Below are 13,057 nucleotides of genomic sequence, written 5' to 3'. Positions count from 1 at the left end.
TGTTAGCTTTGTGCAATGGTATTGCGATGCCGCTCTTGTAGCTGCTTGAGCAAATCCTCCGGCAGCAAGTTCCGTGCATCCTGCGATAGTTTATCAACTGTTGGAAGTGTTGATGCATCCAAATCAGAAGAAGTTTTTTCCTCGTTCTCCGAGCTACCAGCCAAAGCTTGAATTAGCTTGTTCTCATTTCCCATAGAAATGGCTTCGGCAGAAGCGATATTGCCAAAAAGTGGTGGGATTTCTTTGGACTGGACAGGCAGGATTGGCGTTCCTCTTTGCAATGAGGATACCATATCTGAAGCGGGTGCAGGTACACGTGGACTTGTCTTTATTTTTTTCTCAATGGTGCTGAGAGGCGTTGCCTTGTCTGTGGCCGCGTTCTCCGCGTCTAGCACACCAGAAATCTTCATTTCTACAAGGTTTCCAGCGACGAGGCCCGCCATTCCCAGAGGGCCAGCAATCATCCCATACAGCGAGCTGCCTGCAACGCGAGAGCGAACAGAAGCTTCATCACCAGTAATCTCTCGATAAAGAGTATTTACACCGGGTATGTGCTGCAATGGATTGATGATATCAAGCAACTCACCCAAACTAAATGGCTTGGGTGATGAGGTCTTAGCATTGCTGGAAGTGTTTCCGGCACGAGTATCTTCCGAAGTGCCAGAAATTGCTTGAACCGGATTAACAGCCATCAGCTCTCTCCAAGTTTTCGTATTGTCTGCTGCCGAATACTTTCCACACTCTGCATCATCGAGTTTGTACTTTCAAAAGCACGAGTGATGGTGATGAGCTTGGTGATCTCAGAGATTGGATTAATGTTCGAGCCTTCGACGAAGCCCTGGGCGAATCCATTCTCTGTAAAATCCTGAATTGGTTCTGCTAGCGCGTCAGGTATGACAGCAGAATTTCCTGCGCGGCTCAACTTGGCATCCTGAGGGATGGAGAAAAGACCGAGTACGCCAACCTGACGGCCTTCCTGATAGATAGAGCCATCCTTAGCAATCTCTGGAGCTCCGCCGAGTGGGTCCAAGATAATTGGTGCATTTCCGCTATCAAGAATTGGATTGCCTTCGATGCTCCTGAGGATGCCGTCAACACCAATCTGAAAGCGGCCATCTCGAGTATAAGCAACACCATTGCCGGTTTGAATACCTAGCCATCCGTTGCCATCAATCGCAACATCAAGAGAGTTTCCAGTTTGCTTGATCGCACCAGCTTGCGTTGAGATATAGTTCTCTCCAATAGACGCGAAGGAGACAGGGTCTTTGCCAGGGCTCTTAACGAGACTATCGAATTTGACTTCTGTGGACCGATAGCCGGCAGTTTCCATGTTGGCTACATTTCGCGCAACTGTCTCAAGTCGGCGCTCAAGGGCCATCTGCCCGGAGAGGGAGACATAAAGAGAAGGGACAACCATTATTATTAGCCTCCAAATTTAATTGAGTTAACTTGCTCAAGCGTATCTGGATTTATTCCGAAACTTGATGGGGCAAATAACTGGATAGTAGGAGATGTATTCAATCCATTAATTGCATCGTAGAGGTGAATGAACTTCTCCATAAATTTTGCAAGTTTTTCTGGTTCTTTGAAGTCTTCGACTTTTAGTTTTTTGTTTATATAAGCAGCTTGCCTGTCGACATCGGTTCCAACCATTGAATCTGGAATGCCTGCAACCGTTTTTACAACTTCATATAAAGCGCGATCTGCCAGTAAGTCGTACGCACTATTAATCTCTGGGGCTTTACGTTCAAAATAGAGAGCTAAGCGAACGCCATTGTTCTCAATGCCTTCGGTTGCTTCTAACGTTTGCTGCACATATTTCTCTGTAATTTCGGTCTGTGCTTTATCAAACGCGGTTGCAGCTTCTCCAAAAGCCGCAAAATCAAAAGTTTCTGCAAATTCTTTGAACCTGGTATCAACTAATTGATTTGAAAAAGAGCTTGGGTCGGAGACGCCTTCCTTGAGTGCTTTTCTCATCATGCCTTTAGCATAAGTCATGTCCTCAAGGCCCATCGCCTTCATGGCGTAATTATAGATCCGGTCATCCTCCAGAAAGTCTTCTATTGACTTGATGTTACGGATGTTCTCTTCGTAATACTCAGTTTCACGCTTGGTCATCGGATCATTGGCTGTGCGTTCTAATGTTTGATCCATGCTCCGTGTCAACATGGTATACCGCAATACTGTGTCGATCATAATAACCCTACCTAAACTCAAATGCTTCAAGAGAATGCTCTTTAGGGCTTGTCTGAAGCTGTACGGGTGTTTGTTAGGATTTTAGCGTCTTTAACACCAGCTTCGGACAAGTAAGTCTCGCTACCACAAAATAAGAAAAGTGCTTGTCCGGTAAGTGTGTGGAGCGCAAATTGAATATTCTAGTTGGCCTCGTGATCGTTATTGGATCCATAATTGGTGGTTATGTTGCAATGGGTGGCTATATGAAGGTGCTATGGCAACCTTTTGAGCTGCTGATTGTTGGGGGAGCTGCCTTCGGTACCTTCGTGGTAGCGAATACGTTTAAGACGATTAAGGATACCGGGCGCGGTATTCATGAAGCTTTGTTGAATGCAAAGCCAAAAAAGCGTGACCATCTGGATACGCTAAGTGTGCTCTACGGTCTTATGAGAACCCTTCGTGCAAAGGGGCGTAATGATGTTGAGCAGATCATTGATAATCCTGATGATTCTGAGTTGTTTCAGCGTTTTCCGCGGGTTCTCGCGAACATATCTCTTACGAGCTTTATCTGCGATTATTTTCGTCTCATTATCATTGGTAATGTTCGTCCTCACGAAATTGAAGCCTTGATGGATGAGGAATTGCATACTCTCGGTCGTGAAGAGATGAAGCCGTATCAGGCGCTTAGTATTGTAGCGGAGACTTTGCCTGCTCTCGGTATTGTGGCTGCTGTGCTTGGTATCGTGAAAGCGATGGGGGCCATTGATCAGGAGCCGGAGATTCTTGGTAGTCTGATTGGTGCTGCGCTCGTCGGTACATTCCTCGGTATCTTTTTATCCTACGGTATTGTCGGTCCGATTGCGGTCAAGATTAAGTCCATCCGTGAACAGCGTTATCGCCTCTATATTGAGGTGAAGCAGACATTGCTCGCGTTCATGAATGGTGCAGCGCCTCAGATCGCATTGGAGCACGGCCGTAAAACCATCGGTGCAGATGATCGTCCTACAATTGATGAGGTTGAGGCGGAAACTATGAATGCTGGTCCGGTGGTGTCTGTAGCTGGAGGTGAAGCCTGATGGAGCCTCAAGAGCTGGAAATGAATGATGAGGTGATCAGCGCTCAGAACGCGAAGGTGGATTTGCCTTCTCGTTTGTTGGATGCGGCTGGTCTGGGTGTTGATCGTCTTCCGATGCTTCATGTGGTCTTTGATCGCATGGCGCGCCAGTACATCGATACACTTCGGCAGATGGCGGCAACTGCACCTTATTTGGCGGTTCAATCGGTTTCTAATGAGCGTATCGGTGATGCTCTTGAGCAATATGAGGATCGTGCAGTTGTTGCTGTCCTTCATGCGCAAGAGTGGGATGCACGCATTTTGCTCGGGTTTGATCGAACCTTCATCTTCTCTATGGTTGAAGTTCTGCTCGGCGGGGATGGTGAAGAAGAGGCGTTTCTTGAAGATCGTGCTTTGACCAATGTCGAGCAGCGGCTTGCCTATAGAATGTTCCAGGAAGCGGCTACGGCACTCGAAACGGCGTTCGAGGCGATTGCTGATACTTCGTTGAAAGTAGAGCGTCTCGAAAACCGTATGGAATTTGCGCAAACGGGCCGGAAGAGTAATCCGTGTGTGCTTGCTAAAATGACTGCTGAAATCATCGGCCGTGAAGGTGAGATCTTCATCATTATTCCTCAGTCGGTTCTGAACCCGCTGCGTGAAAACTTGACGCAGGTGTTGTCTGGTGAGGTTGCTGGTCGCGATACGCGTTGGACTAAACAGTTCCAACAGGAAGTTCAGCGTACTGAAGTAAAGCTTACTGCAATTCTTGAAGAGCAGCGCATGACCCTAGAAGAGATTGCGCAATTCGAGGTTGGTCTTGTTCTTGAATTGAATGCTACTCCAAAAACTGCCGTTCAGCTCGAATGTAACAGCCAGCCATTGTTTAACTGTCGCCTGGGTCAGGTTGCAGGGTCTTACACAGTACGCGTTGAAGAGTTGATCGAGCAGGAAGGGGAACTTCTCGATGATATCTTATCTAATTGACGGATTTTTACTCTTTGCTCTTTTGGTTACGACATGGCGCGTTGTGATCATGTACCGGCAGCTAAAGCGGCTCTCCGGCTATCATGAAGAGTATCAAAGGATTTTTGACCAGACCTCGGAAGCGATGGACAACATTGGTTTGTCTTTGCAGGAAATCCGGGTTCGCGGTGAGGAGATCCTAAGTAATCTTGGTCAGCGGATTGATGAGGCTCGCGAGGCTACCGTTGATATCTCTGGTGTGATCCTGCAGGCGCAAACAGAAATGAAAGCGCTTCAGGAGCATATCGAGTGGTTAAGCAAGAAAAGTGATGAAGTTGGCATCAGTATGAATGATGCACCGCCAAGGCCAGGTGGAGATCGCGGACGACGTTCCATTCGCACTGCAAAGCCTGCTGCAACAAAGGCAAAGCAAAAGCCCGTTACGAGTGCAGCGTCCAATACTGCCGCGTTGTTGCTGGCCGGTGGAATGGGCAAGCCTGCGCCGGCAAGCAACCAAGAAAATACCGCAGTATCTGCAATAGATAACCAGAATGTCAGAGTCAGAAAAGTTTCTTTCGGCCAGAGCGCCACATTCAGATCTGTAAATGTAAAGGACGACGAAAGTCCTGAGAAGGAGAATGATCCGCAATGAGCAGCTCAAATGAAATGAGTGATGAAGCCCTCGCGTTGCAATGGGAAGCTGCTGCTTCTGAAGCCGAGATGGATATGGATATGGGTGCGCCTTCTGCAGCAGCCCAGCCAGCTGCTTCCGCGCCTGAAAAGGGTATGAGCGACGAGAACGTCGACCGTAATCTGGATGCAGTTCTAGGTATTCCGGTTGATATGCAGGTTGTTCTTGGATCTGCGACCATGCCTGTGGCCAGTTTGCTTAAGCTTGGTCGTGGCGCGGTTATACCTCTGGATCACCGCGTTGGTGAGCCTGTCGACATCGTCGTAAATGGCCGCACTGTAGCGCGTGGCGAAATCGTGGTTGTTGAAGATGATAACTCGCGGTTTGGTGTGTCTCTGACTGAAATTGTAGGCGCAAAAGGCAGCTACAACTAGCCGCACAAGAGCTGTGCTTGATTTTATATGTGTATCCGAGGCGCGTAGAGAATGAACAGTGTTGTTCCAGCTGAAATGGGAAGCGTCATTTCCAGAAAAAATGGCCATCAGAAAGCAGCAGCTTTGCTGTTGGCTATGGGGAGTGACAAGGCAACCCGTGTTCTGAAGCATTTCGACAATGATGAAATGCGGATGATCATCCGGGCAGCTGCAGATCTGGGCACAGTTCCTGCAAGTGAACTCGATGAGCTGATTGAAGAGTTCATCGAGCTTTTCTCAGGTGGTGTAAACCTGTTCGGTACAGCCGAAGGGGCTGAGAGTCTTCTGAAAGGTATTCTTCCGGAAGATCAGGTCGCCGAAATTATGTCGGACGTGATGGGCTATTCCAAGCGTTCGATCTGGGACAAGGTTTCACAAATCTCGGAGCATGTTCTTTCTACATATTTACAGAAAGAACATCCGCAAACTGCAGCAGTGATCTTGTCAAAGATCTCCGCAAGTGGTGCTGCGCGTGTGATTTCCCAGATACCGCGTAGAAAACGTAATCAGATCGTCCGTCGTATGTTGACGCTCAAGCCTATCGTCGAGGACGTTATGGAGGAAGTGCAGAAGACACTGCACGAAGACTTCATGGTGAACTTTGCAAGAACAGTGGGTACAGATTCCCACGTTCGTATGGCAGATATTCTCAACAAAATGGAACGTGATGATCTTGAAGATACGCTGGGGAATCTGCGCGAAGCTCTGCCAAAATCTGCAGAACAGCTCGATGCCTTGCTCTTCACCTTCGATGATATCCAGAACCTAGATCTGCGCACCAGAACGGCAATCTTTGATGATGTTACCAGTGAAGTTATCACTGCAGCTCTTAAAGGAACGAATCCGGAGTTCCGTCAGGCAATCCTTGCAAGTATGGCGTCGCGTGCCCGTAGGATCGTTGAGAATGATCTGGCTTCTGGAGAGCCGATGACACAGCGTGAAGTGATGGATGCGCGTCGGGCGATCACTGACCTTGCCCTTGAAAAGGCAAATTCGGGTGAGATCGACCTTGAGATCGGACGTGGCGGGGAAGAAGTCTACGTCTAGAGCTGAGACATGACTTTATTAGTCTGTCAAAACATCTTGAGAAGCGGCAGGTTTCATGTCTGAAGACCAGGATCCCGACAGTAAAACCCAGGAACCCACGGAGAAGAAGGTTCGTGATGCCTTGGAGAAAGGGAATATCCCAGTCTCCAAGGAAGCGTCTGTGCTCGCCTCAATGCTTGCGCTTCTTCTTGTGCTTTCCTTTATCGCTGTCGATAAGGCGCAGGGTCTGGTGTATTTCCTTAAGTGGTTTTTGGATAATCCGGGTGAAATCCAGTTTGTCAGTGCTGCGGAGCCTTTGCAGTTAATGTCTGCTGTGGCTTTCCAGCTTGTCTGGTTCCTTGGTCCGATCGTTTCTATCTTGGTTTTCTTTGGCTTGGCTTCCTCTTTTATGCAGAATACGCCACGTTTGGTGTTGGACCGAATTGAGCCGAAGCTCAGCAAGATTTCCTTGAAAAAGGGGCTGGGTAGACTTTTTAGTGTCAATGGCGCTATGGAATTTGTGAAGTCTCTCTTCAAGCTAGTGACTGTGATCGTCGTCGCTGCGCTTGTATTGAAATCGCAGCAAGCGGTTGCGTTGACAGCGATGTACAGCGACCCAAGTCAAGTGCCTCAGCTTATTTTGTCTGTTGCAATGACTTTGCTTTCCGGTATCTGCGTTGCAACCATCTTCCTTGTTGGTTTCGATTTGGTCTTGGCGCGTTTCCAGTGGCGCAAGAATTTGCGCATGTCTCACCAGGAACTAAAGGACGAATTTAAGCAGGCAGAGGGCGATCCGCTTATCAAGGCGCGTTTACGCTCTCTTGCTCGTGATAGGGCTCGCAAGCGCATGATGTCATCTGTTCAGGATGCGACTGTTGTTGTTGCGAACCCCACACACTTTGCTGTTGCGCTGTATTATGAGCGTGAGGGCGAACAAGCGCCGCGTGTTGTTGCAAAAGGGCAGGACCTGATTGCACTGAAAATCAAAGAACTGGCCTATATTCATGATGTTCCAGTTGTAGAAGATCGACAACTCGCGCGTTCACTTTATGCCGCCGTAGAGATAGATCAGAGTATTCCAGAGGAATATTATCGAGCGGTAGCCGAAATTATTTCATATGTTTATTTAAAGCGCTAAAGACTTTGTCGAAGCGCGTTTCTGCCTTAAGAGGGTATTTTGTCTACAAAGACCGTATTGAAGAAAGCCGACTTGCCTGCAAAATCTGAAGATGTTTTGCGCGAGGCATTGATTGCAAACGCTATGAAGCCCATCGCAGCCGAGTTACGGTTATGTGATCTGTCTTCTTTAGCTCGCCATATTCTCTCAAATGAAGCTGCTAATCTCACAGATTTGCTGGAATCTTCGTCGGAGCTTTATTTTAAGCCTGACACACTCACCTATGCTGGGACGTCGTCAATCGATTTGAACTGGAACGGCGATGTAATAGTTTGCTTGCATATGAAGTTTGTAAATGACGGCGTGAGTGTCATGTTTCATTTGTTTTTGCTTGCATTAAACTCGGCCGTTGATGTCAAGTTCATTGCATTTGAGCAGCCTTCTGAAGATCCGCAGGAAAATACAAAAAGGCTGGAAACAGCGCTTGCGGACGCATCTGTTATTTCTTAAGAAATATATTAATTGTATATTTACCTAAAATTTTAAGATAAAAAGATATACTTGACTAACCAAGTATATCTTTTTTGCTTTTTCCGGAAATATTGATTCCGCCAGCTACGGACAAGATTGCACTGCTATCCACTTTTAGCAGTTTTTGTAGCGGAGTGGATTTTTTGGAGCCCGTATATCTTTTTAGTTTGGTTTCGCGGCAAAATTCTTGGTTGTCAGTGCGACAGTCGACAATTTCCGAAAATATCGCGAACGTTGATACTCCTGGTTTTGCAAGTAAGGATGTCGAGCCTTTTAAGGACATTCTGGATAAAACCAGCATTCAGATGGCTGCTACTCAGTCGGGTCATATCAGTGAAGATGGAACCAATGCCCGTCGTGTGCGGGTGAAGGGTGGCGAGGCGTGGCAAGTTACCGTCTCAGATAACTCCGTTTCCCTAGAGCAAGAGTTGATCAAGTCAGGTGAGGTTACTCGTCAGCACTCGCTTAATACTCAGCTTGTTGGGTCCTTCTATGGTTTGATGAAGAGCAGCTTAGGAAGATAAATATTATGATTGATCCACTTGTCGCTTCATTAAAAATTTCCTCCTCGGGTTTGAGAGTTCAGTCACAGCGTATGCGCGTTGTTTCGGAAAACCTGGCCAACGTTCAGTCGACTGGCGATACCCCCGGAGCGAATCCTTATCAGCGCAAGACGATTACCTTCAAGAGTGAGGTTGATCGCGCGCTTGGTGCCAATCTCGTTGAGGTTAAGAATATCGGTACGGATAAAGGTGATTACCGTATTGAATTTGATCCGTCGCATCCAGCGGCAGATGAGAATGGCAACGTAAAATATCCAAACGTAAACACTCTGATTGAGTTGGCGGACATGCGAGAAGCCTCGCGTTCTTATGAAGCTGGTCTGCAGATGATGGTCAAATCCAGAGAAATGATTACCCGTACAATCGATTTGTTGAGGAGTAGGTGATGGCGGATCTTTCGGCGTTGAGTTCAGTGTCGCGTGTTTCAACGTTTACCAGTGGGGTAAACGATGTTTCGTCTACTGCTCGTACTCGTCAGTACTTGGTAGGCGGGGCGCAGAATACGCAGGCGGCCCAAGAGGTTCAGGGCAGCTTTGCTGACACTATGGCTGATGTGGTTCGTGAAACTGCAGGCGATTTGAAAACGGCTGAAGCGACATCTGTTGCGGCGGTGCGTGGCGAGGTTTCGGCTCAAAAAGTGGTCGAGGCTGTGATGAAGGCAGAGCTTTCCTTGAGGAGCGCAGTAGCTGTGCGTGACAAGGTTGTTGAGGCCTATCAAGAATTCTCTCGTATGAGTATTTAATTGTTTGAGAAAAGGTTTTTCCTATGAAGGCTCTTGCTATTGCTGCGACGGGTATGTCCGCTCAGCAGAAAAATCTCGAAGTTATTTCAAATAACATCGCGAACATGAATACGACTGCCTTTAAGGCGTCTCGTGCTGAATTCTCCGATCTGCTTTATCAAACTGATCGTGCAGCTGGTGTGTCCAATCGTGGTGGTGCTGCGCCTGTTCCTGAAGGAATTCAGCAAGGCCTTGGAGTGAAAACTGCAGCGGTTCGTAAGTTGCATTCTCAAGGTGCGCTACAGCAAACCAATAACGCATTTGATCTGGCGATCGATGGTCAGGGTTGGTTTGAAATTATCGGCCCTGAAGGTGAGGCGCTCTTTACGCGGTCCGGTGCATTCAATGTGAATGGTGAGGGGGCTCTTGTAACTCTTGATGGTTATGAGGTTCAACCTGGCATCACTGTTCCGCTTGAGGCTGTTAAAGTTACTGTCAATGAAAGTGGTGAAGTGTTTGCTACTTATGCTGACGGAAATCCGGCTACGAGCATTGGTCAGCTGAACCTGACTAACTTTGTGAACGATGCTGGCCTAAAGGCGATTGGTGGCAACCTGTTCCGCGAAACAATAGCTTCTGGTGCACCTAATACAGGTATTGCCGGTGAAGGTGCGCTTGGTGTTATTCGTCAAGGGTATCTTGAAGGCGCTAACGTCGATCCTGTTAAAGAGATCACAAGCTTGATCAGCGCGCAGCGTGGGTACGAGATGAATTCCAAAGTGATTCAGGCAGCAGATGATATGGCTGGAACTGTGTCCAAGGGCATTCGCTAAGGGCGCGGTGATGAGTGCTTCCAAGCGCCTATATAGCCTGGCATTGCTAGCGTGCTGCATGCCGTTGTTTTTGACAGTGGCATCAGCAGCAGGCCGGCGCGAAGTTGTAAAACTTCCAGTGCCGGCCATGATGATTTATCCGGGTGATAAGATCGAAGAAGGTATGCTTCGCGAGCACGGGTTCTTCAAGAAATCGGTTGCGCAGCTTTCGATTGTAGGTCGAATGCAAGATGTGGTTGGGCTGGAAGCGCGCCGTACCCTTTTTCCAGGAAAGCCAATTCCCAAAAACGCGGTTCAAGATCCTGTTGTAGTGCGACGCGGTTCCTCTGTTCTGTTGGTTTTTAAAGAAGAAGGCTTGGAAATCCGCGCCATTGTTGAGGCGCAGGAATCTGGGGCGATTGGTGCAAATATCAGGGCTAAGAACCCTGATACAGGTTTAAGTGTTTTAGGCAAAGTGCAAGAAAACGGATCTTTGCTGGCTGAAGGGGAATAACACCGTGCGTTCTGTAAGCCGTTCTCTGGGGGCAATTTATCTTGCTTTTCTTGCTTTGTTTTTATCGTTTGACAGTGCGTCTGCACTCGTCCGTATCAAGGATATAGCTGATCTGCGCGGAATGCGTTCTAATCAGCTTGTCGGCTATGGTATTGTGATTGGTCTGAATGGATCTGGCGATACCATGAGGAATTCTCCGTTCACTGAACAGTCTTTGCAATCCATGCTTGAGCGCATGGGGGTGAACGTTCGAGAGTCTAACTTAAGATCAAGGAATGTAGCGGCAGTTGTTGTGACTGCCGAGTTGCCTCCCTTTATTGGAAATGGTGCCCGTATTGATGTTTCTGTCGGATCGCTCGGCGATGCGGCATCGTTACAGGGCGGAACGCTTCTTGTGACGCCATTGATGGGGGCTGATGGTAATGTTTACGCGGTTGCTCAGGGCTCTGTTTCCGTTTCTGGTTTTGCAGCTGCAGGTGATGCTGCCAGTTTAACGCAGGGCGTTCCAACTGCCGGAAGTGTTTCAAATGGCGCGCTAATTGAGAAAACGCTGCCTGATTATTTTTCTTCTCTGCCGCAGCTGGTGCTGGAACTAAAAAATCCAGACTTTAAAACTGCTGTGCGTGTGACGGATGCAATCAATGCGTTTTCGCTGAATCGTTATGGTCTGAAGCTTGCGAGTGAGCTTGATTATAGATCAGTTCAGGTACAACGCCCTGCAGGTATCAGTTCAGTTCGTTTCATTTCTCAGATTGAAGGCCTGATGGTTCAGCCGGATACGCCAGCAAGAGTGGTCGTGGATGAGCGTACTGGAACCGTCGTTATCGGTCAGAATGTGCGGATTTCAACAGTTGCTGTGACGCACGGCAATCTGACGGTTCGCGTCTCTGAACGGCCTGAAGTCTCTCAGCCGTCACCGTTTGCACAGCAGGGTGAAACGGTAGTTGTGCCTCGCACAGATATTGATGTGGTGCAGGAAGATGGTCAGTTGCAGTTGATTGGTGGGACTGACTTGCAAACTCTGGTTAGGGGGCTGAACCGTATTGGTTTGAAGCCGAGCGGCATCATCGCAATCCTTCAGGCGATTAAGCAGGCAGGGGCTCTCCAGGCAACTCTGGTGGTCAAATAAGACCGCACGGCAATTGGATAAGCCACGGGCAAGCTTGTGGCTTCAATGTACCGCTAAACCTATTGGAACTGAGTTGTAATGCCTCTCCTAAAGCTCTCTAAGAAGAAGTTCTTTCCCCTTAAGTGTGCCGGGGTATCTCTCGGTTTGTGCATGACGCTTGTAAGCGCAAGTGCACAGACAAACGAAACCGAGACGGAAGAGCTGACTATAGCAATTGAGCAGGCCAAGAACTACTGCGAAGCGATTGCCGATCAGGCAAAAGATGCTCGGATTGCTTGGCAAATGCGTGCTCTGTTTGATGTTGAGCATCAGATGAAAGCTAAGATTACAGAGCTCGACGCCAAGATTGCTGAGTTGCGCATGTGGGTGAAACGTCGTGATGAAATCCTGCAGAGAGCGGAAGGGCATGTTGTTAATATCTATGCCAACATGCGCCCGGATGCAGCGGCGCTGCAGTTGACGTCTCTGGATGATGAAACAGCCGTTTCAATTCTTCTCCAGATGAAGGCGCGGAAAGCCAGCTCGGTGCTTGCTGAGTTGGCCTCAGAGCGCGCAGCGTATCTTACTGATCTGATGGCAGAACTTACAGCTCGAAAGGCCGCCAAGCAAAGTATGGGAGTTTCACAGTGAAGCGCACTTTGGTATGCATTCTCGCCGCAATTACGCTCACTGGCTGTAATGCAATGAAAAACGTTGGCAAGGAGCCGCATCTGACCCCGTTGGGGCAGGGACTTCAGCCAAATGTTGCAAACTTGCCGGCAACTCCAGCGAAAAGTGGCGGCCGTTCAAATCGCGCTTATCACGGGCTTTGGGCTGATGGTGAGCAGGATTTCTTCCGCGATCCCCGAGCAAAGCAAATTGGCGATGTTCTTACCGTTGCGATCAAAATCAACGATAAGGCTAAGTTAGACAACTCCAGTGAGAGATCGCGTGATTCCTCACGATCTACTGGATTGAGAGGTGCGTTCTCTTGGGCTGGTGTTGATTCAGGAGAAGCAGACGCAAGCATTTCCGGTACTGGTGAGACAAGCAGTAAAGGTGAGGGCGCGATTGATCGCAGTGAAGAGATCAAACTTTCCATTGCAGCAGTAGTGACCAAAGTGCTTGCCAACGGCAATCTGATCATTTCAGGGCAACAGGAAGTTCGTGTGAACTATGAGGTTCGCGTTCTGTCAGTTGCCGGCATCGTGCGTCCCGAAGACATCACAGGTCGAAATACCATTGAGTATGACAAGATCGCTGAAGCGCGTGTTTCTTACGGTGGCCGTGGCCGCGTGACGGAAATGCAGCAACCAAGCGTTGGTCAGCAAATCATTGATATCATTAGCCCGCTCTAAAGGAGGCT

The 13,057-nt window shown here is 48.4% G+C and carries 18 protein-coding genes; 15 read left to right on the top strand and 3 right to left on the bottom strand.

Translation table 11 applies throughout. The features are described from left to right. Positions 1-2: 2 nt before the first annotated feature. From PsWM33_RS02295 to PsWM33_RS02285, 3 genes are read right to left on the bottom strand one after another with little or no spacing between them, the layout of a single operon-like run. Positions 3-692 (bottom strand): hypothetical protein, encoded by a 690-nt coding sequence (locus PsWM33_RS02295; protein WP_063299064.1) that lies wholly within the window; start codon positions 690-692, stop codon positions 3-5. Then, the gene (flgF, locus tag PsWM33_RS02290; RefSeq protein ID WP_063299063.1) at positions 692-1,417 is read right to left on the bottom strand and encodes a flagellar basal-body rod protein FlgF; all 726 of its coding nucleotides are present in this window, start codon (positions 1,415-1,417) and stop codon (positions 692-694) included. The genes PsWM33_RS02295 and flgF overlap by 1 nt, the downstream gene beginning before the upstream one ends. 5 nt (positions 1,418-1,422) lie before the next feature. Next, a complete protein-coding gene (locus tag PsWM33_RS02285; RefSeq protein WP_193778351.1) occupies positions 1,423-2,154 on the bottom strand; it encodes a DUF1217 domain-containing protein in 732 nt (243 codons plus the stop codon). A gap of 212 nt (positions 2,155-2,366) precedes the next feature. Between PsWM33_RS02285 and motA the strand changes: the two genes are divergently transcribed. From motA to flgH, 15 genes are all read left to right on the top strand, one after another. Next, positions 2,367-3,251, top strand: coding sequence for a flagellar motor stator protein MotA (motA, locus tag PsWM33_RS02280; RefSeq protein WP_063296469.1), 885 nt, complete (start codon positions 2,367-2,369; stop codon positions 3,249-3,251). Continuing rightward, entirely contained in the window at positions 3,251-4,216 is a 966-nt protein-coding gene (locus PsWM33_RS02275; protein WP_063296404.1) for a flagellar motor switch protein FliM, read from the top strand. Before motA ends, PsWM33_RS02275 begins: the two co-directional genes overlap by 1 nt. Next, positions 4,197-4,847 (top strand): hypothetical protein, encoded by a 651-nt coding sequence (locus tag PsWM33_RS02270; RefSeq protein WP_063296405.1) that lies wholly within the window; start codon positions 4,197-4,199, stop codon positions 4,845-4,847. Before PsWM33_RS02275 ends, PsWM33_RS02270 begins: the two co-directional genes overlap by 20 nt. Before the next feature lie 134 nt (positions 4,848-4,981). Further along, positions 4,982-5,260: a flagellar motor switch protein FliN gene (fliN, locus tag PsWM33_RS02265; protein WP_244272523.1), complete on the top strand. Its 279-nt coding sequence runs from the start codon at positions 4,982-4,984 to the stop codon at positions 5,258-5,260. A gap of 51 nt (positions 5,261-5,311) precedes the next feature. After that, positions 5,312-6,346, top strand: coding sequence for a flagellar motor switch protein FliG (locus tag PsWM33_RS02260; protein ID WP_057466011.1), 1,035 nt, complete (start codon positions 5,312-5,314; stop codon positions 6,344-6,346). 55 nt (positions 6,347-6,401) lie between these two features. Next, on the top strand, positions 6,402-7,463 hold the full coding sequence (gene flhB, locus PsWM33_RS02255; RefSeq protein WP_063299061.1) for a flagellar biosynthesis protein FlhB: 1,062 nt from the start codon (positions 6,402-6,404) through the stop codon (positions 7,461-7,463). A gap of 57 nt (positions 7,464-7,520) precedes the next feature. Continuing rightward, positions 7,521-7,952, top strand: coding sequence for a hypothetical protein (locus tag PsWM33_RS02250; protein ID WP_063296408.1), 432 nt, complete (start codon positions 7,521-7,523; stop codon positions 7,950-7,952). Between the two features lie 155 nt (positions 7,953-8,107). Then, positions 8,108-8,497, top strand: a complete 390-nt coding sequence (flgB, locus tag PsWM33_RS26625; RefSeq protein WP_275078541.1) for a flagellar basal body rod protein FlgB — start codon at positions 8,108-8,110, stop codon at positions 8,495-8,497. 8 nt (positions 8,498-8,505) lie between these two features. Beyond that, positions 8,506-8,922, top strand: a complete 417-nt coding sequence (gene flgC / locus PsWM33_RS02240) for a flagellar basal body rod protein FlgC (protein WP_181952095.1) — start codon at positions 8,506-8,508, stop codon at positions 8,920-8,922. Beyond that, positions 8,922-9,278: a flagellar hook-basal body complex protein FliE gene (locus PsWM33_RS02235; RefSeq protein WP_063296410.1), complete on the top strand. Its 357-nt coding sequence runs from the start codon at positions 8,922-8,924 to the stop codon at positions 9,276-9,278. Before flgC ends, PsWM33_RS02235 begins: the two co-directional genes overlap by 1 nt. Before the next feature lie 23 nt (positions 9,279-9,301). Further along, positions 9,302-10,090: a flagellar basal-body rod protein FlgG gene (flgG, locus tag PsWM33_RS02230; RefSeq protein ID WP_063296411.1), complete on the top strand. Its 789-nt coding sequence runs from the start codon at positions 9,302-9,304 to the stop codon at positions 10,088-10,090. Positions 10,091-10,148: 58 nt separating this feature from the next. Continuing rightward, positions 10,149-10,583 (top strand): flagellar basal body P-ring formation chaperone FlgA, encoded by a 435-nt coding sequence (gene flgA / locus PsWM33_RS02225; RefSeq protein ID WP_208994356.1) that lies wholly within the window; start codon positions 10,149-10,151, stop codon positions 10,581-10,583. Positions 10,584-10,587: 4 nt separating this feature from the next. Then, positions 10,588-11,712 carry a flagellar basal body P-ring protein FlgI gene (gene flgI / locus PsWM33_RS02220; protein ID WP_063296412.1) on the top strand — a complete coding sequence of 375 codons (1,125 nt, stop codon included), beginning with the start codon at positions 10,588-10,590 and terminating at the stop codon, positions 11,710-11,712. 150 nt (positions 11,713-11,862) lie between these two features. Then, positions 11,863-12,342, top strand: coding sequence for a MotE family protein (locus PsWM33_RS02215; RefSeq protein ID WP_208991849.1), 480 nt, complete (start codon positions 11,863-11,865; stop codon positions 12,340-12,342). Beyond that, positions 12,339-13,049 carry a flagellar basal body L-ring protein FlgH gene (gene flgH / locus PsWM33_RS02210; RefSeq protein ID WP_063299060.1) on the top strand — a complete coding sequence of 237 codons (711 nt, stop codon included), beginning with the start codon at positions 12,339-12,341 and terminating at the stop codon, positions 13,047-13,049. The genes PsWM33_RS02215 and flgH overlap by 4 nt, the downstream gene beginning before the upstream one ends. The last annotated feature ends 8 nt before the right edge of the window (positions 13,050-13,057 follow it).

The organism is Pseudovibrio sp. WM33 (genome assembly GCF_001623165.1).
Taxonomy (GTDB): domain Bacteria; phylum Pseudomonadota; class Alphaproteobacteria; order Rhizobiales; family Stappiaceae; genus Pseudovibrio.
Note: the sequence above shows the minus strand (reverse complement) of the source record. Positions and strands in the feature narration are given on the sequence as shown.